The sequence below is a fragment of the Citrobacter sp. wls708 genome (assembly GCF_005281255.1).
Lineage (GTDB): Bacteria > Pseudomonadota > Gammaproteobacteria > Enterobacterales > Enterobacteriaceae > Citrobacter > Citrobacter werkmanii.
In genome coordinates this window covers 148,971-171,966 of the sequence record NZ_SZXE01000008.1, presented here as the reverse complement: position 1 = coordinate 171,966, position 22,996 = coordinate 148,971, and the positions used below count along the sequence as shown (strand labels likewise).

Sequence of the window (22,996 nt, the reverse complement as noted above, 5' to 3'; positions counted from 1 at the left end):
AAAATTTTTGAAAAAATTTGACAGTTTTCCTTGCTAACAATTGTCATTAAGCACGTTTATGATTCTCTCCATCGACAGCAACGACGCGCTCTGCAGCGTCGTTGCACACAAAACACAATAAGCCGCCTGAGTGGTTTCCTGGAGTGAATGATGAAGAAATTAGAAGATGTTGGTGTACTGGTAGCGCGCATTCTGATGCCAATCCTGTTTATTTCCGCAGGCTGGGGAAAAATCACCGGATATGCGGGTACCCAACAGTATATGGAAGCCATGGGCGTGCCTGGTTTTATGTTGCCGCTGGTCATCCTGCTTGAGTTTGGCGGTGGTCTGGCAATCCTGTTCGGCTTCCTGACCCGTACTACCGCGCTGTTCACCGCAGGCTTCACGCTGCTGACAGCGTTCATCTTCCACAGCAACTTTGCGGAAGGCGTGAACTCTCTGATGTTCATGAAAAACCTGACCATCGCAGGCGGTTTCCTGCTGCTGGCTATCACCGGTCCGGGTGCATTCAGCATCGACCGTGTACTGAATAAAAAGTGGTAAGCGAACTATACTGAACACATGAAAAAGCGAGGAGACATCTCCTCGCTTTTGCTATCTGAGGAGGCGATAAAATGGGACAACTGATTGACGGCGTATGGCATGACACCTGGTATGACACCAAATCAACCGGGGGAAAATTTCAACGTTCAGCATCGGCTTACCGCAACTGGCTCACCGCGGATGGCGCACCGGGTCCAACGGGCGAAGGGGGATTCGCTGCCGAAAAAGACCGCTATCATCTCTACGTTTCTCTGGCCTGTCCGTGGGCGCACCGTACGCTGATTTTGCGTAAGCTCAAAGGGCTGGAACCGTTTATTTCCGTTTCCGTTGTGCATCCGCTGATGCTGGAAAACGGCTGGACCTTTGACGATACCTTCCCGGCTGCAACCGGCGATACGCTGTATCAACACGAGTTTCTTTACCAGCTCTATTTACACGCCGATCCGCATTACAGCGGTCGGGTAACCGTCCCGGTGTTGTGGGATAAAAAAAATCACACCATTGTCAGCAACGAATCTGCGGAGATCATCCGCATGTTTAACACCGCTTTTGATGCTTTGGGCGCAAAAGCCGGGGATTACTACCCGTCAGCCCTGCAAAGTCAAATCGACGAGCTGAATGGCTGGATTTATGACAACGTCAATAACGGTGTGTACAAAGCCGGATTTGCCACCAGCCAGGAAGCGTACGACGACGCCGTGGAAAAAGTCTTCCAATCCCTGGCGCGTCTGGAGCAAATTCTGGGGCAGCATCGCTATCTGACCGGCAACCAGTTAACAGAAGCAGATATTCGCCTGTGGACCACGCTGGTACGTTTTGATCCCGTGTATGTGACCCATTTCAAGTGCGACAAATACCGGATTAGCGATTATCTGAACCTGTATGGTTTCCTGCGCGACATCTACCAGATACCGGGCATTGCGGAAACCGTCAATTTCGATCACATCCGTAATCACTACTTCCGTAGCCATAAAACCATTAACCCGACTGGTATTATTTCTGTTGGGCCGTGGCAGGACCTTAACGAACCCCACGGGCGTGACGAGCGTTTCGCGTAATTTACACTGGCCCCTTTGGGGAATACCGATTAGTTAAGCATGTATGGCGAACATGTGATTTTTGCTCAGGGTTCCGTTCACCTCAGCGGTGTCATTTCTTTGAAACGCCGTTACCCGTGAACGTGCAAGGGAGGCTCACCGCCGCCTCCCTTGCAACCCAGGCTCCCGGCGGGAAAATCGTCGCTGCGCGATTCATTCGTCTTATGCCGTCTGCCTGTCGGGTCGGGGCCGAGCCTGCATCCCTGCAGGCCATCCCCTCTGCCCGCATCCCTACGGGCAGACCCGGTCAGCCGTCAACGCCTCATCGATTTTCAGCCGGACATGGGTCATCGCTTCAACGCTCTGACTTCCAGTAAAATCTGTTTTGCTGTTCAGATATATTCAAATAAAAATACAGATGGTCAGGTGTGGCTGGTCCGGCTGAAAATTGCCGACGTGTTTCCGTAAGGCCGGGAGAACCCGCAGGGATGCGGGTTCAGGGCGCGCTTTGCAAGGACGCTTCATCGCGCCCGGCCCGAAAGCCTGAAGGAATAAGCGGAGGGAACCACGAAGTGGCAATTTTCCGTGCCGGGAGCCGGGATTGTAAAGGGCGTGGCGGAGAACGCCCTTTACACGTTCACAGGAATCGATGTCTCAGAGAAACGATGAACATAAGGTGAACGGAACCCTTTCTCTGAGAGCGCATATTCATAACGTCTACCACACTGGCGATAGTTTCTGAAACTAAGGCGTTCACTGATAAGTATTACCCATCAGCGGGCCAAATAATTAACACATCAAACATTTACCATCATTTCATTCACAGCTATTCTTAATTTGATTGCTTTAAAAACAAGTAATTGAATGCAGAACGAGGCAAAAATGGATTGGTATTTAAACGTATTAAAGAATTACTTTGGTTTTGGTGGTCGCGCGCGTCGTAAAGAATACTGGATGTTTGTGCTGGTCAACATCATCTTCACGTTCGTGCTGGGTATCCTGGACAGAATGCTTGGCTGGGAACGCGCCGGAGGGGAAGGCATCTTAACGACGATTTATGGGGTTCTGGTGTTTATCCCCTGGTGGGCGGTACAGTTCCGGCGTTTGCATGACACCGATCGTTCAGCCTGGTGGCTGCTGGTGCTGCTGATCCCGATCGTTGGCTGGTTGATTATCATCATTTTCAACTGCCAAAACGGAACTCAGGGGAGCAACCGCTTCGGGCCCGATCCCAAACAGTTATCCTGACGTAGCATATGTAGATGCCTGATGGCGCTGCGCTTATCAGGCCTGCAACATACTCCGTCCTCCAGGCCGGATAAGGTGCAATTGCACCGTATCCGGCGTAACAGTCCGGCTATTTTCCCGCAAACAGTTTCGGGATTTCCCGCAGACACCAGGATTTCGCCTCGCCCATACTGTCTCGCCGCCAGGCCATAATGATATCAATTTCACTTGTCGACTCTGGGCTTACTACCCGCAACCGACCAGCCGCAATATCCTCTTCCACCAGCGGGTACGGCATCGTCGCCACGCCCAGTCCGGCTAACAGCGCCTGACGTTTATCTTCTATCGAACTCACCGTCAGACGAGGTTGTTTATCCAGCAGTTGCACGGTCAACACCGGACGTTCACGCGCGGTATCCGCCACCGCGATACCACGGTATTTCACGCGGGTGACTTCTGATAACGGTTCCGGCTCCTGATGGATAGGATGATCCGGTGCCGCCACATATACATTCATCAGCGAGTACAGCTTGCGCGAGTTGATTTCTGAAGATGAGCGAAAATGCATATCCGGCGCAATCACAATATCCGCTCGCCCTTGCTCCAGACGCTCCCACGCCCCGGCCAGAACTTCGGTGATAACGGAAAGCTGGGTATTGGCCTTCCCGGCAAGCCTGTCGATCAGCGGGAAAAACGCCGCCGTCGGCACCAACGCTTCGGTCACGATAGTCAGATGCGTTTCCCACCCACGCGCCAGCGCTTCGGCATCGGTAGTCAGCTTATCCGCAGCTTCCAGCAGGACGCGTCCACGCTCCAGCAGCATACGCCCGACGTTGGTGAATTTTGTGCGGTGACCTGAACGATCAAACAACACGACGTCCAGCTCTTCCTCCAGCTTCTGCATGGTATAGCTGAGGGCTGACGGAACCCGCCCCAGTTCATCTGCCGCGGCGGCAAAGCTACCGCGTCTGTCTATTGCGTCCATGACGCGTAACGCTTCAAGCGTTAAAGCCCTTTCTTTGGCCATCTCGTTCTCATTCAGGAAATTTGAACATACCGGGCAGAATATCTGGCTAACAATGCAGCGTCTAGCCATTTAACATAAAAGGAAGTAAAGAGAGGTCAAGAACTATGATTACTACCCGTACAGCCAAACAATGCGGACAGGCAGACTACGGCTGGCTGCAGGCCCGTTATACCTTCTCCTTTGGACACTATTTTGATCCTAAACTGCTGGGTTATGCCTCGCTGCGTGTTCTGAACCAGGAAGTTCTGGCACCGGGGGCCTCTTTCCAGCCACGTACCTATCCGAAAGTGGATATCGTCAACCTGATCCTCGAAGGGGAAGCTGAGTACCGCGACAGTGAAGGCAACCATATCCAGGCCAAAGCAGGCGAAGTGCTATTGCTCGCGACACAACCCGGAATCAGCTATAGCGAACACAATATCAGTAAAGATAAGCCGTTAACCAGAATGCAGCTCTGGCTGGATGCCTGCCCGCAGCGCGAAAATACCTGCGTGCAGAAAGCCACGCTGAGTGCCGGTAAGCATCAGCTGCTGGCCTCGCCGGACGGTGAGCAAGGCAGCCTGCATCTGCGCCAACAGGTTTGGGTGCATCATGTTGAGCTGCAACAAGGCGAATCGCTCAGTTTTCAGTTACATGGGCCTCGCGCTTATCTGCAGTCGATCCACGGCAGATTCCATGCGGTGACGGCTGGCGCCGAAAAAGAAGCCCTCACCTGCGGCGATGGCGCATTTATTCGTGACGAGACTAACATAACGTTAGTCGCCGATACCCCGCTGCGTGCTTTGCTGATAGATTTGCCCGTATAGTCATGGAAAACAATGGAGTACGGCTATTGAGCAAGAAAAAAACAAAAAAACGCCAGCCTGCGGCTGAGCCGCAAAAACAGAATACGGCGACTTTCGGTTATGAAGAAATGCTGACAGAACTGGAAGCGATTGTGGCCGATGCCGAGCTACGGCTCGAAGATGAAGAAGCCGCCTGAAAGGCGGCTAAGAGTGATGCCGGGTGGCGACTGCACCTTACCCGGCCTATAAATTAATGCGCTTTACTGGCCATGATCTCAATGATCTGCTTGTCGGTTTCCTGCATTGAACGACATGCCAGCGCGCACAGGTTAGTGATAGATTGCTCCACGTTATGCGCCACAATCCCTTCGTTACCCGTTACGGCAGTATCGTCCAGTGCCATCAGCACCGCTTTCCACGCCGCAGATGCGCTGGTTGAAACTTTCATCGCGCAGCTGTTTGAGGCCCCATCGCAAATCATTCCGCTCACGTCGCCAATCATGCTGCTGATCGCCATCGCAATGGTGTTGTAGCGCCCATCGACAATCCATGCCATACCCGCCGCAGCGCCCATCGCCGCCGTGGTTGCCGCGCACAGTGCGGACAAACGTGGAAGCTGATGATGGATGTAGATTGCGCTCAGGTGAGACAGCATCAGCGCACGCGCCAGTTTTTCCTCATCCGCGCCAAAGTGCTCAGCAACTACCATCACCGGAACGGTGGCGGTAATACCTTGATTACCGGAGCCGGAATTGCTCATCGCCGGTAGCGTCGCCCCGCCCATTCGCGCATCCGATGCCGCACTGGTACGGATCAGAATAGCAGTAGACAGATCGTTTGCCAGCAGGCCACGCGCGCACTGCTTCTCAAGCGTAGTCCCGATGTGCAGGCCCCAGTTGCCGCGCAGCCCTTCCTGAGACAGCGCCCCGTTCAGTTTTGCCGCATCGAGAATAAAGCGGATTGACGCAAACGGCACCGCATTCACAAACGCCAGAATCTCTTCCAGCGACGTATGAGACAGTACCGCCAGCGGTGATTCCTGCTCCTCTTCCTGAGTGTTTTCTTCTGTCGCGAACACCACGCCTTTGTTGGTTTCAATGCGCACAACGTTGGTATGGCCGCCAACAATGGTCACGCACGCCCATCCTTCAGCGCTGTACACTTTCGCGCGGGAAAAGAGAATATCTTCGCAAGGCTCCTGTAGCATCACCGTAACCTTCCCGGCGCTCAGCATCGCTTTGGCCTGCGCCACCGCCTCAGCCGAAGCGTCTTTCAGCACTTCCAGCCCGGCTTTGCCGTTACCGCCGATCGCGCCCAGCGCGGCGGCAATCGGTAACCCCACCATGCCAGTCCCCGGAACGGTCACACCCAGGCCATTTTTCATCAGGTTTGGCGAGACCCACGCATCAATGCGTTCAACCGCGCCGTCCAGCTCAGAGGAGGCGACGGCCGCCGCCAGTGCCAGAGAGATAGGTTCCGTGCAGCCCAGCGCGGGCTTCACTTCTTCCTGCACTGCGCGAATAAAACTATCCCATAATGGATTCAATGTAGTCTCAAACATAACAACAACCTTTGCTCAGATAACTCAGGAAAATGCCAGGAACGGAGAAACGCACAGCAGCAGGCCCGTGATAATAATCAGATACAGAGAGGCGCCTTTGTATTTGTGCAGTGCTGGAACTTTGTAGACCAGCCACGCCGGGATCAGACAACCCACCATGCCGAAGATTGGGCTACAAATAGAGGTGAAGCTCAGTACCGGCGCATTGAGCACAATTGCGCTCCAGGCCAGTAAGATGGCGAAAACCATAATGCCGCGCTGCACCAGGGTTTCATTGATTTTCTCGGCTGGCATTTTACGGCGCAGCACGTTCATCACGATCCCCTGAGTGGCTTCACGGAAGCCTAAATAGACGCCGAAGAAGGCGGTCATTACGGCAAAGATGTTCAGGATAACGCTGACGATTTTCACCCAGCCAGCGCCATCGCCGCTGATAAACTGCGCGGCAATCGCCAGAGCGGAAATGTTCTGCTCATAGGCTTTAACCGCTTCGTCATGACCCATCGCCAGCGTGAAGGAAACGGCGTAGAAAAAGACCGTAACGAACAGAATACCAAACGCGATGTTCATAGCGCGCAGCGCTTTATGACGCGCCACCTCAATGGATTTTTCGCGAGAACGATATGAGATAACCATTGGGCTCAGAGTCTGAATAAACAGAATCGAGGTCAGCGTAAACGGCAGCGTGATAATCGCGTTTTTGATCAGCAGCGCCATCGGCGGCAGCGAACCTACGTTATATAAATGCCACATCCCTACCATCGACACGCCAAGCGCCGCTACCACCAGCAGCTTGGTCAGTACCATACCGGTAGAGATTTTAAACAGCAGTTTTTCCCCGCGCGACGAGATGGCCACCAGGATACAAATCAGCACCAGGCCATAGAACGGGCTGTCGGACAGTAAGCCTTCAGTCACGCCAAACGTGTGCAGATAGGAGGCGCTGTCGTTAGTGATGGCGGTGGAATAGACGAACATCCAGATGACCAGCATCACAAAATACAATGCCCCCAACAGGATGCCCCAGTTTTTACCCAGGTAGCCGCTGATCACGCTCGGGTAGTCTTTACATTCCGGAGATTCAGCCAGTGTATTGATAAACAGACGCTGGAACAGATACATGGCAGGGTAGCCAATAATGGAGGAGAGTAAGAATACCCACAGCCCCATCAGCCCTACCTGGACGGGAAGAAAAACAATTCCCGCGCCGATTGCCATACCGATACTCATAATGACCCAGCCGGTGTCCGTGCTGTCGAATTTAATGGCTTCGCGCCATTCGCTTTCGGTCATTCCCGCCCGACGCGCCGGAGCAGATGCGTCGAGTATTACGCTGCTATTCGTTGCCGTTTCCATAATTTCCCGCTCAATGTGTAGGTAGAGGTTTTTTATTTTTTTCGTACTGCTTAATGCGATAAGCAGTACATAAGATGCAGGTGAGCTATTGGAGTAATGAATAAATGATACGCGTAGGATCAGAGAAAAACTTCACAAACAAACCCCTGTAATTTCTAAAAGTTAAGAAATAATTTCTCTTTTAATACCATTAAATGTATTAAATTTCTGTTTTTGAAGCAGATCACAACAAAAAATGCGCGCTAAAGTGCTAATGCTGATCAGTTAACACCTCACCTTCTGCGTTTTTTGTTAAAACAGCAAAACAGATTTAACTGGAAGTCAGAGCGTTGAAGCGATGACCCCGGTCCGGCTGAAAATCGATGAGGCGTTGACGGCTGACCGGGACTGCCCGCAGGGATGCGGGCAGAGGGGACGGCCTGCAGGGATGCAGGCTCGGCCCCGACCCGACAGGCAGACGGAATAAGACGAATAGCTCGCGCAGCGACGATTTTCCCGCCGGGAGCCTGGGATGCAAGGGAGGCGGCGGTGAGCCTCCCTTGCACGTTCACGGGTAACTGCGTTTCAGAAAAATGACAGCGCTGAGGTGAACGGAACCCTGAGTAAGAATCACATGTTCTCCATACATGCTTAACTGAGCGAAATTACACTAAAGTGCACCTTTTCTATCATGCCAAATTGATGGATTCATTGCCGGATGGCGGCGCTTACGCCTTATCCGGCCTACAAACACACCCTTTCATCTCAGGTACAAACCACTTTAATCGCCAGGCCACCGCGTGAAGTTTCACGGTACTTGTCATTCATATCTTTGCCCGTTTCGTACATGGTCTCGATCACCTTATCGAGCGAAACGCGTGGCTCAGACGTCCGACGTAGCGCCATACGCGCGGCGTTAACGGCTTTTACCGCGTTGATCGCGTTGCGTTCGATGCACGGTATTTGCACCTGTCCGGCTACCGGGTCGCAGGTCAGCCCCAGGTTATGCTCCATGGCGATTTCCGCCGCAATGCATACCTGCGCAGGGCTACCGCCAAGCAACTCTGTCAGCCCGGCTGCCGCCATGGAACAGGCTACGCCAATCTCTCCCTGACAGCCCACTTCGGCACCAGAAATAGAGGCATTCATCTTATACAGCGCGCCTATCGCCCCAGCCGCCAGCAAATATCGGGCAATCGAGTTCGCATTCACCGGGCGGCGGAATTTATCGTAATAGGCCAATACAGCGGGAATAATTCCGCAAGCGCCGTTGGTTGGCGCGGTAACAACCCGACACCCGGCGGCATTTTCTTCGCTCACGGCCAGCGCGAACATGTTGATCCAGTCGATAACGTTCATCGGGTCGCTGGACAGGTTGTCGCTGGAAACCAGCAGTCGCCGCAGCGCCACGGCGCGACGCGGGACGTTAAGCGGGCCCGGCAGGACGCCTTCGGTGTTCATGCCGCGCTCAATCCCGGCGTGCATGACGTCCCAGATGGCGGCAAAACCAGCATCGATTTCTTCTTTGCTGCGCATCGCCAGTTCGTTTTGCATCATCAGGCCGGAAACAGACAACCCGTTGCGCTCGCACAGCTTCAGCAGTTCGCTGGCGGAATGAAAGTTGTAGGGCACGGGTGTTTCAATGTCATGCGCCTGACCAAATTGCTCCTCTTCAACGATAAAACCACCGCCGATGGAGTAATAGGTTTTACTTAGCAGTGTCTCGTTGCCGTGCCATGCGGTAATACGCATACCATTTTCATGGCGCGGCAGCGTTTCGCTATGAAAGAGAATATTTTCGTCTGGCGAGAAATCGACAATATGCGTGCCCTCAGCAACCGGCAAACGTCCGGTACGGGCCACTTCCTGAGTAAAACCAGCGATTGAATCTATATTAACGTTTTGCGGACTGTTACCGGCCAGTCCCATCATGATGGCGACGTCTGTCGCATGACCTTTGCCGGTCAGAGAGAGCGATCCATAAAGATCGACCACGATATGCGTGGTCCTGAAGAGTTCCCCGCTGCTGACCAACAGATCGATAAAGCTTTTACCTGCGTTCATTGGCCCCACGGTATGGGAGCTGGAAGGTCCAATGCCAATCTTGAAAATATCGAATGCGCTAATCATATCCACACCCTCGGATTGCCGTTCAGTGAAGACCAGGTTTCACACTCATTAAGGATCGGGGCGATCCTGCGATCGCCCCGCAAGGGATTACAGCGTATCGCCACGCACGGCGATGGCTTCAATCTCCAGCTTCACATCCTTTGGTAAGCGGGCGACCTGTACGCAGCTGCGCGTAGGGTAGATTGCCTTGTGCTCATCAAAAAACTGCTGGTACACCTGGTTAATGGTGGCGAAGTCGCTCAGATCGGAAACGAAAACGGTGGTTTTGACGATATCGCTCACCTTCAAACCGGCGGACTCGACGATCGCTTTCACGTTTTCCAGGCTTTGACGTGCCTGATCGGCCACGTGTTCTGCCACTTCACCGGTCTGTGGACACACCGGAATCTGGCCTGAGGTCAACACCATACTGCCCAGATCCACACCCTGTACGTAAGGTCCAATCGCCCCTGGCGCACATTCGGTTGCAATAACTTTTCTCATATCCCCTCCGGCGTCAGAGCGCCTGGGTGAAAGTACGTGAAATAACGTCCTGCTGCTGTTCGCGGGTCAACGCATTGAAGCGCACCGCATAACCAGACACGCGGATCGTCAGGTTCGGATAGTTTTCCGGATGCTCAATGGCATCCATCAACATTTCACGGTTCATAACGTTAACGTTCAGATGCTGCCCACCTTCCACATGCGCTTCATGGTGGAAGTAACCATCCAGCAGCCCGACCAGGTTGGTTTTACGCACGCTATCCTCTTTGCCAAGCGCAGCCGGCACAATGGAGAAGGTGTACGAAATACCGTCTTTGGCATAGGTAAACGGCAGTTTGGCGACCGAGGTTAACGACGCCACCGCACCTTTGCGATCGCGGCCGTGCATCGGGTTCGCCCCTGGCGCAAACGGCGTGCCTGCGCGACGTCCATCCGGCGTGTTACCGGTTTTCTGGCCGTACACCACGTTGGAGGTGATGGTCAGAATGGACTGCGTCGGCACCGCATTACGGTAGGTCGGCAACACCTTAATTTTCTTCATAAAGCGTTCGACCAGGTCGCAGGCAATACTGTCTACGCGCTCGTCGTTGTTGCCGTATTGCGGATAGTCGCCTTCGATTTCAAAATCAACCGCCAGACCGTTTTCATCACGAATCGGTTTCACGCGGGCGTATTTAATAGCCGACAGTGAATCCGCCGCTACGGACAGCCCCGCCATACCACAGGCCATCGTGCGATAAACATCACGATCGTGCAGCGCCATCAGCGAAGCTTCGTAGCTGTACTTGTCGTGCATGTAGTGGATGATGTTCAGCGCGCTGATGTACTGCACGGCCAGCCAGTCCATAAAGTGGTCCAGGCTCTCCATCACCGTGTCGTAATCCAGCACTTCATCCATTAGCGGCGCCGTTTTCGGCCCGACCTGGATTTTCAGCTTCTCATCCACACCGCCGTTGATTGCGTACAGCAACGTTTTGGCGAGGTTGGCGCGGGCGCCAAAGAACTGCATTTGCTTGCCGATAACCATCGGGCTTACGCAGCAGGCAATGGCATAGTCATCGCTGTTAAAGTCAGTACGCATCAGATCATCGTTTTCGTACTGTAAAGACGAGGTGATGATGGACACCTGAGCGGCATATTTTTTGAAGGCAATCGGTAGCTGCTCGGACCACAGTACCGTCAGGTTCGGCTCAGGCGCCGGCCCCATGGTGTGCAGCGTATGCAGGTAGCGGAACGAGTTTTTGGTCACCAGCGTACGGCCATCCAGCCCCATACCGCCGATAACTTCGGTTGCCCAGATAGGGTCGCCTGAGAACAGGGTGTCGAATTCCGGCGTACGCAGGAAGCGCACCATACGGATCTTCATAATGAAGTGATCGATCAGCTCCTGCGCCTGCTGTTCGTTTAAAATTCCCGCTTTGAAGTCGCGCTCAATGTAGATGTCGAGGAACGATGCGGTACGGCCCAGCGACATGGCGCCGCCGTTCTGCGATTTCACCGCAGCCAGGTAAGCAAAGTACACCCACTGTACCGCTTCCTGCGCATTTCGCGCCGGACGGGAGATATCGCAGCCATACTTCGCCGCCATTTCCTGCATTTGCAGCAGAGCGCGACGGTGTTCAGACAGCTCTTCACGCAGACGAATCGTGGCTTCAAGATTCTGCCCCCACTCCAGATTCGACTGAAGATCGGCAAACTGCAGTTCACGCTCACGCACCAGATAGCGGATACCGTACAGCGCGACGCGACGGTAATCACCGATGATACGGCCACGACCATAGCCGTCCGGCAGACCGGTCAGTACGCCGGATTTACGGCAACGCAGCATATCCGGGGAATAAGCATCGAATACCCCCTGGTTGTGGGTCTTACGCAGGTCAGTAAACAGGTATTCAAAATTAGCGTCCATCTCACGACCATAAGCGTCAAAAGAGCTTTTGATCATGTTGATGCCGCCGAACGGATGCAGGGCACGCTTGAGCGGCGCATCTGTTTGCAGACCGACGATTTTTTCCAGTTCTTGTTCAATATAACCGGCGTCATGCGCGGTTATCGTGGTGGCAATATTGGTATCGAAATCAACCGGCGCATGGGTCGAGTTTTCAATACGGATGCCCGCCATAACTTTTTCCCACAACGCCGTGGTTGCTGGCGTTGCTTCGGCGAGGAAAGATTCATCCCCTTCATAAGGCGTGTAGTTGTGCTGAATAAAATCACGGACATTAATTTCTTCTTTCCAGTCCGTACCTTTAAAGCCTTTCCAGGCTTCGGCATACAGCATATCGCTGGTATCGATATTTACCTTCATGAAAAATAATCTCTCTGCTGAAAATTAATTATGCAAATGCTACTGGGATATTAATTTTGCCTAACGCAATGGCATCACGAGCAATCATTTTCTCTTCATTTGTCGGAATAACCGCACAAATAACACGAGCATCCTTATTAGAGATAATTCTTTCGCCATGGGAATTTGGCAGACTATTCATCTCGCTATCGATATTTACACCTAAAACGGCCAGATGCTCGATAACCAAACGGCGAATTAATACTGAGTTCTCACCGATTCCACCGGTGAAAATAATGCCATCAAGACGATGCAGCGATGCGGCATGTCCGGCGATATGACGCGCAATACGATGCACAAACGTTTTAATCGCCAGCTGCGCGCGCTCATGCCCTTCGTGCCAGGCTTTTTCTAACGTACGTAAGTCAGAGGACAGACCGGAAATACCCAGCAACCCGGACTCTTTATTCACTACGCGCTCAAGGTCGCTCAGCGTCTGGTTGGTTTCAGCGGCAATCCACGCCATCGCGCCGAAATCTACGTCGCCGCTGCGTGTGCCCATCATCAGCCCTTCCAGCGGCGTCATGCCCATCGAGGTATCAACGCTCTGCCCGTTACGTACCGCACAGATAGAGGCGCCGTTGCCCAGATGCGCCACAACCAGACCAGAATCATCATTCTGCAGATCCAGAAGTTCATGCGCCCGTTGCGAAACATAGCGATGCGACGTGCCGTGGAAACCGTAACGACGAACGCCTAACTCCTCAAAATATTTCCACGGTAAACCGTACAGATAGGCTTCTGGGGCCATCGTCTGGTGGAAGCTGGTATCAAATACCGCGACCTGCTGCACGCCTGGGAAAAGGTGCTGAGCAGATTCAATCCCGCTTAGGTTCGCATAATTATGTAGCGGTGCTAATGGCGATACCCGGCGAATATTGTCGATAACTTCCTCAGTAATAATTGCTGATTCGGTAAAGATATTTCCGCCGTGGGCAATGCGGTGGCCAATTAAGGCCACGCTGTCCATTAAATTACGTTTTTCCAGTTCAACGGCAATCGCTTTTAATGCGTCTTCGTAGCTGTGGTGAGCCAGCTTAGCTGGCTCTCCTCCATTAATTGCTATGAACGCATTTTCAGAGTTAATACCGTCTGCAATTCCCGCCATTAAAACTTCACAGTTTGCTGCATCGAGCACTGAGAATTTAATGGAAGATGAACCACAGTTAATAACCAGTACTACCGGAAACTCATTCATTTCACTACTCCGCTCATCCTGAGCTTAAGGATTAAAACAGTTTGTAGACAATGTTCAGGATGGTCAGCAGACCAATCACGGTAACAAACACGTTATCCAGACGGCCACGGTATTTCGCCAGTGATGGCGCTTTACGGATGGCATACATCGGCAGCAGGCAGAGCAGAGAGGCAATAATCGGCGCGCCCATTGCTTCAATCAGGTCCAGGATGTTCGGGTTGGCGTATGCCACAACCCAGGTGGAACCCATGATGAAGATCATGCTGATGGTGTTGAGCTTGCCCATGGAAACTTTGGTTTTATCGCCTTTGTAACCAAACTTCAGCACCAGACCGTTCAGACCTTCCAGCGTCCCCAGATAGTGGCCGAAGAAAGATTTGAAGATAGCAACCAGGGCGATGATTGAAGCACCGTATTCCAGAATCGTGGCGAAGGTAGACTTCGTACCGGACAGTGAAGCGAAGTGGTTCGCCAGGTAAGACAGCACTGGAATGTTTTGCGCTTTCGCATCCGCCATGTTTGCCGGAGAGAGCGTGAACAGGCAGCTAAAGGCGAAGAACATTACCACCGCAACCATCAGCATACTGGCGCGGGAGATGATTTTAGAACATTTCTGCTCGGTGAATTCGCGACCGTAATCTTTCTCATACTCTTCGCGTTTAGAGACGACGAAGGAAGAAACGATTGGCGAGAAGTTGAAAGAGAACACCATGATGGAAATACCCAGCCATACGGTAACCAGGATGCCGTCATGGCCAGTCAGGGCGATATTGCTGATATCAACCTGATCGATAACCGCAGAGTTCCAGTAAGGAATCAGTGACAGAGAGATAAGCACCAGGCTGGCAATGAACGGCCATACCAGGTAGCTCATCACTTTAACCATCAGATCTTTACCAAACCAGATGACGAATGCCATCAGCAGCAACAGGAACAGCGCCACGAAGCCACGGTTCAGCGCGGGCATCTGCAGCTGGTTTTCCCAGAAGGTCATAAAGGTGTTGGTAATGGTGACGCCATAAATCCACAGCAGCGGACAAATCGCAAAGAAGTAGAGGAACGTGATTACCACGCCACCCGTTTTACCAAAGTGCTCTTCAACCGTTTCTGTGATGTTACCGGAAGGGTTAGAACCGGAAAGACACAGGCGTGCCAGCGCACGGTGGCAATAGAAAGCGATGGGGTATGCTAACACCAGCATGATCAGAATGGGGATCAGTCCGCCAAAACCTGCGCGGATAGGGAAGAACAGCACCCCTGCGCCGATGGCTGTACCAAATAAACCCAGTGTCCAGGTGGTGTCCGATTTGCGCCAGGACGACTGCTTTGTCTGGCTGGATACAATGCTATCAGTAGTACTCATATCCTATCCTCAACGAAGTATATTAAGCGTCAACTAAACCAGTAATTTGAGATACACGAGAAAGATCGATATTACCGCCAGAAATAATGCTGACTGTTTTTCTGTTCTGGATATAGCTATCTAATTTCCCGCTTAATAATGCTGCGCATGCCAGCGCACCGGCACCTTCAGTCACAACTTTATTTCGCTGAATTAATGCCACCATGCTGTTGCGAATTTCATCTTCGCTGACCAGGACAATGTCATCTACCAACTCACGAACGATTTCATACGTTAAAGTACCCGGGCGGGAGACGTCACAACCATCCGCCAGGGTGCCGGTCGTTCGGTGCGTGGTTATTTCTCCAGCGCGGAAAGAAGCCGCCATGCCGTGAACGTTTTCAGACTGTACGCCAATAATTTTAATGGTCGGGTTAATCGATTTAATTGCCACTGCAATACCTGCAATCAGTCCGCCGCCGCCAATTGGCACAATCACGTTATCGACATCGTACAGATCTTCGAGAATTTCCAGACCAATAGTGCCCTGACCGGCAATGACTTTCGGGTCATCATATGGCGGAATAAAGATACGGCCTTCCGTTTCCACAATCTCGCTAACCTTCGCGATGGTGTCGTTGAAGTTGTCGCCGTGCAGCACAACTTCCGCGGAATAATCGCAGGTTGCCGCCACTTTAGACTTCGGCGCGCCTTTCGGCATCACCACTTTGCCGTCAATTCCGAGCATGGCGCAGGAGAGAGAAACCCCTTGCGCATGGTTCCCTGCAGAGCAAGCCACCACGCCTTTACATCTTTCAGCTTCGGTTAATGAACTGAGCTTGTTAAAAGCGCCACGGATTTTAAATGAACCGGTACGCTGCATGTTTTCAAACTTGAGGAAAATTTCCCCTTTGCAACGTTCACTAAAATAGTTAGAGCGAGGCATTCCCGTTTTATATATTTTCCCCGCCAGTCTTTTTTTCGCTTCGAGGATATCTTCAATTGCAACTGGGAGATCGTATGTAATGTGCATTAGAACCTCTTACCTGGGTATTAAAGTAAATAGATAGCCGTAACCATTGTCAGATATAGACAGATGGCGTTGAGTCCGTGTTAAAACAAATTCAATCTTTAATCAACTTCAACTAATTGCCTTCGTCTTCGACAATTATATGATGAATATTCCTTGGCTAATTCCACCAAAATAGATGCTGCTTTTTTAATTCGATAATTTTTCGACCACACGGCGGCATAACGCGCGACGGGTAACGTCTCTTGTACCGGGATAGTAATAAACTGGTTTGAGCCAAACGGTGTGGTCATGTCACAGGGAATTACTGTTAAGAAATCAGCATTGAGAACAAGATTATAAATGGTGACGACGGAGTCAGTATTAACGATGTTTTCACTGCTGATGCCATTATTTTGTAACGTAGTTAGAAGTTCGCGGTAGTATCCCATATTCGTTTGTGGCAACACCCACTGTTCGTTTTTCAACGCGCTCAGCGAGGTGATGCCGGTGCATGTTCGGGACTTGCTGGCGACCAGTATAAAGTCTGACTCAAAGAGCGGCTCAACATGGAGATCCTGTAGTTTCATCTCATCACTCAGCGTACCGATAGCGAAGTCGAGGCGCCCGTCACGAAGCGCGGGTAAGAACGAGGAGAGCTGCGCTTCGTACATGGAAACCTGCGCCTTCGGAAACACCTCTTTAAATTTTTTAATCATGCCGGACATGATGGTGAAGGCGATCAGTGAAGGAAAGCCAAACGATACATCAACCACTGCGTTACTCGTCATGCTGTTCATCTCATCAACCATGTTTTTCATTTCACGAGTAATGGATTCAGACCATGAGAGCATCACCTGACCTGCCTGAGTCAAGGTAACGCCGGTATTTTTACGCACCACTAACTCAATACCAAAATAAGCCTCAACATCATTAATGATTTTGCTGACCGCCGGTTGAGTTAAACCTAATTCTTTTGCAGCAGAACCGATAGAACCACTTCTAATGACTTCCTGAAAGACCACTAAGTGCTGTGTTTTAGGGAGAGAAATAGTATTCATATCGTCCTGCTCTAATAACTTTGTTGACGGCAAGAAGTTTACCAAATTAAGCAAACGAGGATATGTGCGACCACTCACAAATCCCCTTCCCTTACATTTTGTAAGATTATTATTAAATTGATAATTACTTATTAATCATATAGATAGAAAATATCGATCTCACTTAACCCTGACTTTAATCAAAAAAAGATGGGGGGATAACGATTTTTTATGGCTATAACGACATCATTTTTGTTGTTATTTCTTCGAACCACGAAAGGCTATATTTCAATCAATTACAGAGTAATTATCGGTAAAAATGGCGCTTAAATTTAATAAGTAATTTATCAAATATAATTATATTTTATCGTTTATGGTGTTTAAATAACGCCATGCATCACATTTTTTTGCCTTGTTTGTTTGTAAAGAAACATTGCATTTATCAATATTTAAACCAATTAAAACAAATGATCACTATTGGCAACATTACATTAACACTGGTTTTGCGCATTTTATCAGCAACTAATTTTGTGATGACGATCGATTGCGCGTGATTATTCTCGGTAAAAACGTATCGCGTAGCGTTTTGTGTTACACATCACAAAACAAGAATTATCCCGAGAGACATTTCCTCTTATAAAAGAAGTCAGGAATATTAATAAGAACGAAATAAAGATTAGATGAATAGGAAATAAACGCCAGATTCGTGGTAAACCAGGCGCAACGCCATAAGGCATGACCATCTGTCCTGAAAGCAAAAACCCCGCCGAAGCGGGGTTTTTATAAAGAGTGAGGCTGACCGATAAGCCGCGTTCTTTTGAGCATAGCGTCGTGGACAGTCATTCATTTAGCCTGCCCATACAGCAAAAACCCCGCCGAAGCGGGGTTTTATAAAGAGTGAAGCTGACCGATAAGCCGGGTTCTGTCGTGGACAGTCATTCATCTAGGCCAGCAATCGCTCACTGGCTCAAGCAGCCTACCCGGGTTCAGTACGGGCCGTACCTTGTGAACCCCTATTTGGCCTTGCTCCGGGTGGAGTTTACCGTGCCACGGACTGTTACCAGCCGCGCGGTGCGCTCTTACCGCACCCTTTCACCCTTACCTGATCCCACTTACGTGGGCCATCGGCGGTTTGCTCTCTGTTGCACTGGTCGTGGGTTTCCCCCCCAGGCGTTACCTGGCACCCTGCCCTATGGAGCCCGGACTTTCCTCCCCTCCGCCCGTCTCCCCCGAAGAGGACGACGACGAAGCGGCGACTGTCTGGTCAGCTTCGGCGCGCAGTATAGAGGGTTTGCGGGGCAATGTCACCCCGCACTGCGCATTCCTATCGCCAGCGTGGCGGCAATATTCCTTGAAGCACGATAAATATTATCAAATGCCCCACGGAACGCCTCTTCCAGTGTGCTGATACTGGTCAATACGCTAAACACCGCGTCGATACCATATTGATGCACCACCGCCACATCATGCGTCAGGCTGCCGCCAATACCAATCACTGGCTTGTGGTACTTCTTCGCGACATTCGCCACACCTACCGGCACTTTGCCGTGAATACTCTGGCTGTCGATCCGCCCCTCGCCAGTCACTACCAGCGTGCAATCGTGAATATGTTCTTCCAGATTAAGCGCCTGAGTCACAATCTCTATCCCACTGCGCAGATCCGCGCCTAAAAAAGCCATTAACGCTGCGCCCATCCCTCCAGCCGCACCGGCGCCGGGAACGTCCTTCACGTCGACCCGCAGCGATTTTTTAATGATGTCAGCATAGTGAGACAGATTACGGTCCAGTTCGAGAATACGTTCTTCTGTTGCCCCTTTCTGCGGGCCAAAGATACGTGAAGCGCCAGTGTCGCCGGTAAGTGGATTGGTCACATCACAGGCCACGCGAATTGAACAGGTTTTTAAGCGAGGATCCAGGCCCGAGATATCGATGGCGTTCAGACTCATCAGGCTACCACCGCCGTAGCCAATGTCAGTCCCGTTGGCATCACAGAGTTTCGCCCCCAGCGCCTGCGCCATACCTGCGCCGCCGTCGTTGGTCGCGCTACCGCCAATGCCGATAATAATGCTTTGTGCGCCGCTGTTCAGCGCCTGCAAAATCAACTCCCCGGTACCGCGCGACGTAGTGACTAACGGATTGCGCTTTTCAGGAGGAACCAGCGCCAGACCACTGGCTGCCGCCATTTCGATAAACGCGGTTTTACCGTCCCCGGACATGCCCCAGCAGGCATTCACTTTTTCGCCCAGCGGCCCCGTCACCCACGCGGAATGTTCACTCCCTTGCGTGGCGGCAATCATGGCTTCGACTGTTCCTTCGCCGCCGTCGGCAACCGGAACAGACACATATTGCGCATCGGGGAAAATTTCCCGAAATCCTTTTTCTATTGCCTGAGCCACCTCGGTGGCAGAAAGGCTTTCTTTATAAGAGTCTGGGGCAATTACGATTTTCATAGTTATGTAGCCTGAAAGTGCCGCGCAAGGCAAGAAATACAGGGCGCGCATCCGCGCCCTTCTTGTTAGCGAGTGACTTCCACTTTCGCCAGTTTTTCGTAGTAGCAGGCGAGCGCGCTATGATCGGCAGTGCCCAACCCATCTGCGCGTAGCGCCTGCATCATCTCCATGACAGCAGCCGTCAGCGGCAACTGAGCGCCAACGCCATGCGAGGTATCCAGCGCATTGGCCAGATCTTTAATATGCAGGTCAATGCGGAAACCCGGTTTGAAGTTGCGGTCCATCACCATCGGCGCTTTCGCATCCAGTACGGTGCTGCCCGCCAGCCCGCCACGAATGGCCTGATACACCAGATCCGGATTCACGCCCGCTTTAGTCGCCAGCGTCAGCGCTTCAGACATCGCCGCAATGTTCAGCGCCACAATCACCTGATTAGCCAGCTTGGTCACGTTGCCTGCGCCAATCTCGCCGGTATGCACCACGGAACCCGCCATCGCTTTCAGCAGATCGTAGTACTTGTCGAAAATCGCTTTATCGCCACCGACCATCACCGACAACGTACCGTCAATCGCTTTTGGCTCGCCGCCGCTGACCGGCGCATCCAGCATATCCACACCTTTCGCTTTCAGCGCCTCGCTGATTTCACGGCTGGCTAACGGTGCGATGGAACTCATATCGATCAGAACCGTCCCCGGTTTCGCCCCTTCAATGATGCCGCCTTCGCCCAGCGCCACCTCTTTCACGTGCGGAGAGTTCGGCAGCATGGTGATGATCACATCACACTGCTCGGCAATGTCTTTCGCCGTGGCGGCGGTTTCTGCGCCTGCGGCAATCACGTCCGCAATGGATTCCGGGTTACGGTCAGCAACCACCAGCGAGTAACCTGCCTTGAGGAGGTTTTTACTCATTGGTTTACCCATGATACCGAGGCCAATAAAACCAACTTTCATTGTCATGTCTTTATCTCTCTCTACTGTCGATGGTGGTTATTTCTTAAAAGAATCAGCCAGTTTCTGCGTGGCTGAACGGAACACGCCAAGGTCGCTGCCGACGGCAACAAACGTCGCCCCCCACTCCAGATAACGCCGCGCATCCGCCTCTACCGGGGCCAGAATGCCGCTTGGTTTACCGTGGGCTTTCGCGCGGGCGAAAATGTGCTGGATAGCTTTCTGCACATCGGGATGGGACGCATTGCCGAGGTGGCCTAACGCCGCAGCCAGATCGCTGGGGCCGACGAAGATACCGTCAACGCCTTCGGTCGCCGCGATTGCATCAACGTTATCAACGCCCTGCTGACTTTCGATCTGCACGATGATGGTGATGTTCTTATTCGACTGCGCAAAATAGTCCGGCACGGTGCCAAACATATTGGCGCGGTGGGATACGGACACGCCGCGAATACCTTCCGGTGGATAGCGGGTTGACGCCACCGCGTTCACCGCCTCTTCTTCGGTCTCAACAAACGGGATCAGGAAGTTGTAAAACCCGATATCCAGCAGACGCTTAATGATCACCGGCTCGTTGGTCGGCACACGTACCACCGGCGCGCTGGCGCTACCTTTAAGCGCCATCAATTGCGGGATAAACGTCGAGATATCGTTCGGCGCATGTTCGCCGTCCAGCACCAGCCAGTCGAAACCCGCCAGACCTAAAACTTCAGTGCTGATTGGACTGGCTAATGCAGACCAGCAGCCAATCTGAATCTGCTGCGCCGCGAGGGCCACTTTAAACTTATTCGGGAAAATCGTGTTATTCATCGCCTATACCTTTGTTTATTTCTGCAATTCCATACGTTTAATGTCACCGACAATAAACAGGTAGCAAACCATTGCCATCAGCGCTGAGCACCCGACAAACATCAGCGCGGCATTAAATGAGTGCAACTCGCTCACCAGATACCCAATCACCAACGGAGTAACAATGGAGGCCACGTTGCCAAATACGTTAAATACGCCACCACACAGACCGACAATCTCTTTCGGCGCGGTATCGGAAATCACCGGCCAGCCCAACGCCCCGAAGCCTTTGCCGAAGAACGCCAGCGCCATCAGCGCGACTACCAGAGCGGTGTTATCGGTGTAGTTACACAGAATAATGGTCGATGCGAGCAGCATGCCGAGCACAATCGGCAGCTTACGCGCCAGGGTGATGCTGGAGCCACGTTTAATCAGATGATCAGAGAACACCCCACCCAGCACGCCGCCAATGAATCCACATAGCGCCGGAATAGACGCCACCAGACCAACTTTGAGGATCGACATACCTTTTTCCTGTACCAGGTAAATCGGGAACCAGGTAAGGAAAAACCAGGTAATTGTGTTAATAAAATACTGTCCGAAGAACACGCCAAGCATCATACGGTTGGTCAGCAACTGCTTGATATAATGCAGCTTAGGACCACCTGACTTCACATCGCCCGGCTTCTTATGGTCCATATCCACGACCGCGCCGTTTTCAGAGATAAACTTCAGTTCTTCTTGCGACATACGCGGGTGATCGGTTGGGTTATGAATAAACTTTACCCATAGCCCGGTGAGCACAAAACCAATCGCCCCCATCACGGTAAAGACGTGCTCCCAGCCCCAGGCGAAGGTCAGCCAGCCGAGCAGCGGCGAAAACAGCGCCAGGGAAAAATACTGTGCGGAGTTAAAAATCGCGGATGCCGTACCGCGCTCTTTGGTCGGGAACCAGGCCGCCACGATACGGGCGTTGGCCGGGAAGGAAGGTGCTTCTGAGAAGCCCAACATAAAGCGCATGATGAACATTGAAATACCTGCCCAGGCCAGCGGGAACATGTCCACAAAGCCCTGCAGGAAGGTAAACAGCGACCAGAAGAACAGGCTCCAGGTATAGACTTTCTTCGAGCCGAACTTATCGAGCAGCCAGCCGCCGGGGATTTGCATCAGCAGGTAAGCCCAACCGAAGGCGGAAAAAATATACCCCATTGAGATGGCGCTGAGGTGCAACTCTTTCGCCACTTCCGTGCCGGCAATTGACAGCGTCGCACGGTCCGCATAGTTAACGGCAGTAACAATAAAAATTATCAGTAATATTAAATAACGGGTATGTGTACCTTTCTTTTTCTCGACAATTGTATCCAGAATCATTCTATTTACCTCGGGCACATAAAAATGTTTTTATTATTATTTATTAGCTATCCCTGGTGATAAATTACCGATAATAAAAACACATAATAATTTATCAGACGTTATGAAACCGTGATTTAGTATAATCAGCAGAGCAACGTTAATCATTGTGCAGACGCTCACTAATCACGCGTTGTTAAAATAATATTTTGGGCATATGCACACACGCATGGGCGCTAATGCACACATTTACTGATTAGTCCCCTTGGTGGTACGGTCCTGCTGAGTTTAAGTGATCATGATCACATTCTTAATTTTAAACTCCTGACATTCTTATTTCACGATACCGAATATTTATTACTGATAATTAGATTCAAAATATAAATACCCACACTA

Annotated in this window: 19 protein-coding genes and 1 other RNA gene; 5 read left to right on the top strand and 15 right to left on the bottom strand. The window is 51.6% G+C overall.

Annotated features, from left to right (window positions below; all coding sequences use genetic code 11):
* The first annotated feature begins 150 nt into the window (after window positions 1–150).
* The 3 genes from FDW97_RS03465 to FDW97_RS03450 all read left to right on the top strand — a co-directional run bounded on the left by FDW97_RS03465 (window position 151) and on the right by FDW97_RS03450 (window position 2,828).
* Window positions 151–543, top strand: coding sequence for a DoxX family protein (locus FDW97_RS03465; protein ID WP_032940735.1), 393 nt, complete (start codon window positions 151–153; stop codon window positions 541–543).
* A gap of 71 nt (window positions 544–614) precedes the next feature.
* Window positions 615–1,601 carry a glutathione S-transferase family protein gene (locus FDW97_RS03460; protein ID WP_038634087.1) on the top strand — a complete coding sequence of 329 codons (987 nt, stop codon included), beginning with the start codon at window positions 615–617 and terminating at the stop codon, window positions 1,599–1,601.
* Between the two features lie 861 nt (window positions 1,602–2,462).
* Window positions 2,463–2,828, top strand: coding sequence for a DUF805 domain-containing protein (locus FDW97_RS03450; RefSeq protein ID WP_038642883.1), 366 nt, complete (start codon window positions 2,463–2,465; stop codon window positions 2,826–2,828).
* Between the two features lie 109 nt (window positions 2,829–2,937).
* Here the strand turns inward: FDW97_RS03450 and yhaJ are convergent, their stop codons facing one another.
* Window positions 2,938–3,834: a DNA-binding transcriptional regulator YhaJ gene (gene yhaJ, locus FDW97_RS03445; RefSeq protein WP_016154624.1), complete on the bottom strand. Its 897-nt coding sequence runs from the start codon at window positions 3,832–3,834 to the stop codon at window positions 2,938–2,940.
* Window positions 3,835–3,938: 104 nt separating this feature from the next.
* On the opposite strand from yhaJ, the gene FDW97_RS03440 reads away from it, so the two are divergent.
* Together FDW97_RS03440 and FDW97_RS23395 are read left to right on the top strand one after the other, a co-directional pair.
* Entirely contained in the window at window positions 3,939–4,640 is a 702-nt protein-coding gene (locus tag FDW97_RS03440; RefSeq protein WP_085048676.1) for a pirin family protein, read from the top strand.
* A gap of 26 nt (window positions 4,641–4,666) precedes the next feature.
* Window positions 4,667–4,816 carry a hypothetical protein gene (locus tag FDW97_RS23395; protein WP_170973652.1) on the top strand — a complete coding sequence of 50 codons (150 nt, stop codon included), beginning with the start codon at window positions 4,667–4,669 and terminating at the stop codon, window positions 4,814–4,816.
* A gap of 53 nt (window positions 4,817–4,869) precedes the next feature.
* On the opposite strand, the gene FDW97_RS03435 is transcribed toward FDW97_RS23395, so the two are convergent.
* The 14 genes from FDW97_RS03435 to FDW97_RS03365 form a co-directional block, all read right to left on the bottom strand.
* A complete protein-coding gene (locus FDW97_RS03435) occupies window positions 4,870–6,180 on the bottom strand; it encodes a serine dehydratase subunit alpha family protein (protein WP_137350642.1) in 1,311 nt (436 codons plus the stop codon).
* A 24-nt stretch (window positions 6,181–6,204) separates the two neighbouring features.
* Window positions 6,205–7,536, bottom strand: coding sequence for an amino acid permease (locus FDW97_RS03430; RefSeq protein ID WP_038634097.1), 1,332 nt, complete (start codon window positions 7,534–7,536; stop codon window positions 6,205–6,207).
* A gap of 744 nt (window positions 7,537–8,280) precedes the next feature.
* A complete protein-coding gene (gene tdcG, locus FDW97_RS03420) occupies window positions 8,281–9,645 on the bottom strand; it encodes an L-serine ammonia-lyase (protein ID WP_038634099.1) in 1,365 nt (454 codons plus the stop codon).
* Window positions 9,646–9,732: 87 nt separating this feature from the next.
* Entirely contained in the window at window positions 9,733–10,128 is a 396-nt protein-coding gene (locus FDW97_RS03415; RefSeq protein ID WP_110496762.1) for an enamine/imine deaminase, read from the bottom strand.
* A gap of 13 nt (window positions 10,129–10,141) precedes the next feature.
* Window positions 10,142–12,436 (bottom strand): 2-ketobutyrate formate-lyase/pyruvate formate-lyase, encoded by a 2,295-nt coding sequence (gene tdcE / locus FDW97_RS03410; RefSeq protein ID WP_085048674.1) that lies wholly within the window; start codon window positions 12,434–12,436, stop codon window positions 10,142–10,144.
* Window positions 12,437–12,464: 28 nt separating this feature from the next.
* Window positions 12,465–13,673, bottom strand: coding sequence for a propionate kinase (tdcD, locus tag FDW97_RS03405; protein WP_079225955.1), 1,209 nt, complete (start codon window positions 13,671–13,673; stop codon window positions 12,465–12,467).
* A gap of 31 nt (window positions 13,674–13,704) precedes the next feature.
* A complete protein-coding gene (gene tdcC / locus FDW97_RS03400; RefSeq protein WP_006687934.1) occupies window positions 13,705–15,036 on the bottom strand; it encodes a threonine/serine transporter TdcC in 1,332 nt (443 codons plus the stop codon).
* 22 nt (window positions 15,037–15,058) lie between these two features.
* Window positions 15,059–16,048, bottom strand: a complete 990-nt coding sequence (tdcB, locus tag FDW97_RS03395) for a bifunctional threonine ammonia-lyase/L-serine ammonia-lyase TdcB (RefSeq protein ID WP_042311192.1) — start codon at window positions 16,046–16,048, stop codon at window positions 15,059–15,061.
* 98 nt (window positions 16,049–16,146) lie between these two features.
* On the bottom strand, window positions 16,147–17,085 hold the full coding sequence (tdcA, locus tag FDW97_RS03390) for a transcriptional regulator TdcA (protein WP_038634113.1): 939 nt from the start codon (window positions 17,083–17,085) through the stop codon (window positions 16,147–16,149).
* Window positions 17,086–17,959: 874 nt separating this feature from the next.
* An RNA gene (gene rnpB / locus FDW97_RS03385) (RNase P RNA component class A) lies at window positions 17,960–18,336 on the bottom strand.
* A 32-nt stretch (window positions 18,337–18,368) separates the two neighbouring features.
* On the bottom strand, window positions 18,369–19,514 hold the full coding sequence (gene garK / locus FDW97_RS03380; RefSeq protein WP_069324377.1) for a glycerate 2-kinase: 1,146 nt from the start codon (window positions 19,512–19,514) through the stop codon (window positions 18,369–18,371).
* 65 nt (window positions 19,515–19,579) lie between these two features.
* Window positions 19,580–20,470, bottom strand: coding sequence for a 2-hydroxy-3-oxopropionate reductase (gene garR, locus FDW97_RS03375; RefSeq protein ID WP_038634119.1), 891 nt, complete (start codon window positions 20,468–20,470; stop codon window positions 19,580–19,582).
* Window positions 20,471–20,500: 30 nt separating this feature from the next.
* Complete coding sequence (gene garL / locus FDW97_RS03370; RefSeq protein WP_085048670.1) at window positions 20,501–21,271, bottom strand: 2-dehydro-3-deoxyglucarate aldolase; 771 nt, start codon at window positions 21,269–21,271, stop codon at window positions 20,501–20,503.
* A 15-nt stretch (window positions 21,272–21,286) separates the two neighbouring features.
* A complete protein-coding gene (locus tag FDW97_RS03365; protein ID WP_087856878.1) occupies window positions 21,287–22,621 on the bottom strand; it encodes an MFS transporter in 1,335 nt (444 codons plus the stop codon).
* Window positions 22,622–22,996: the final 375 nt, after the last annotated feature.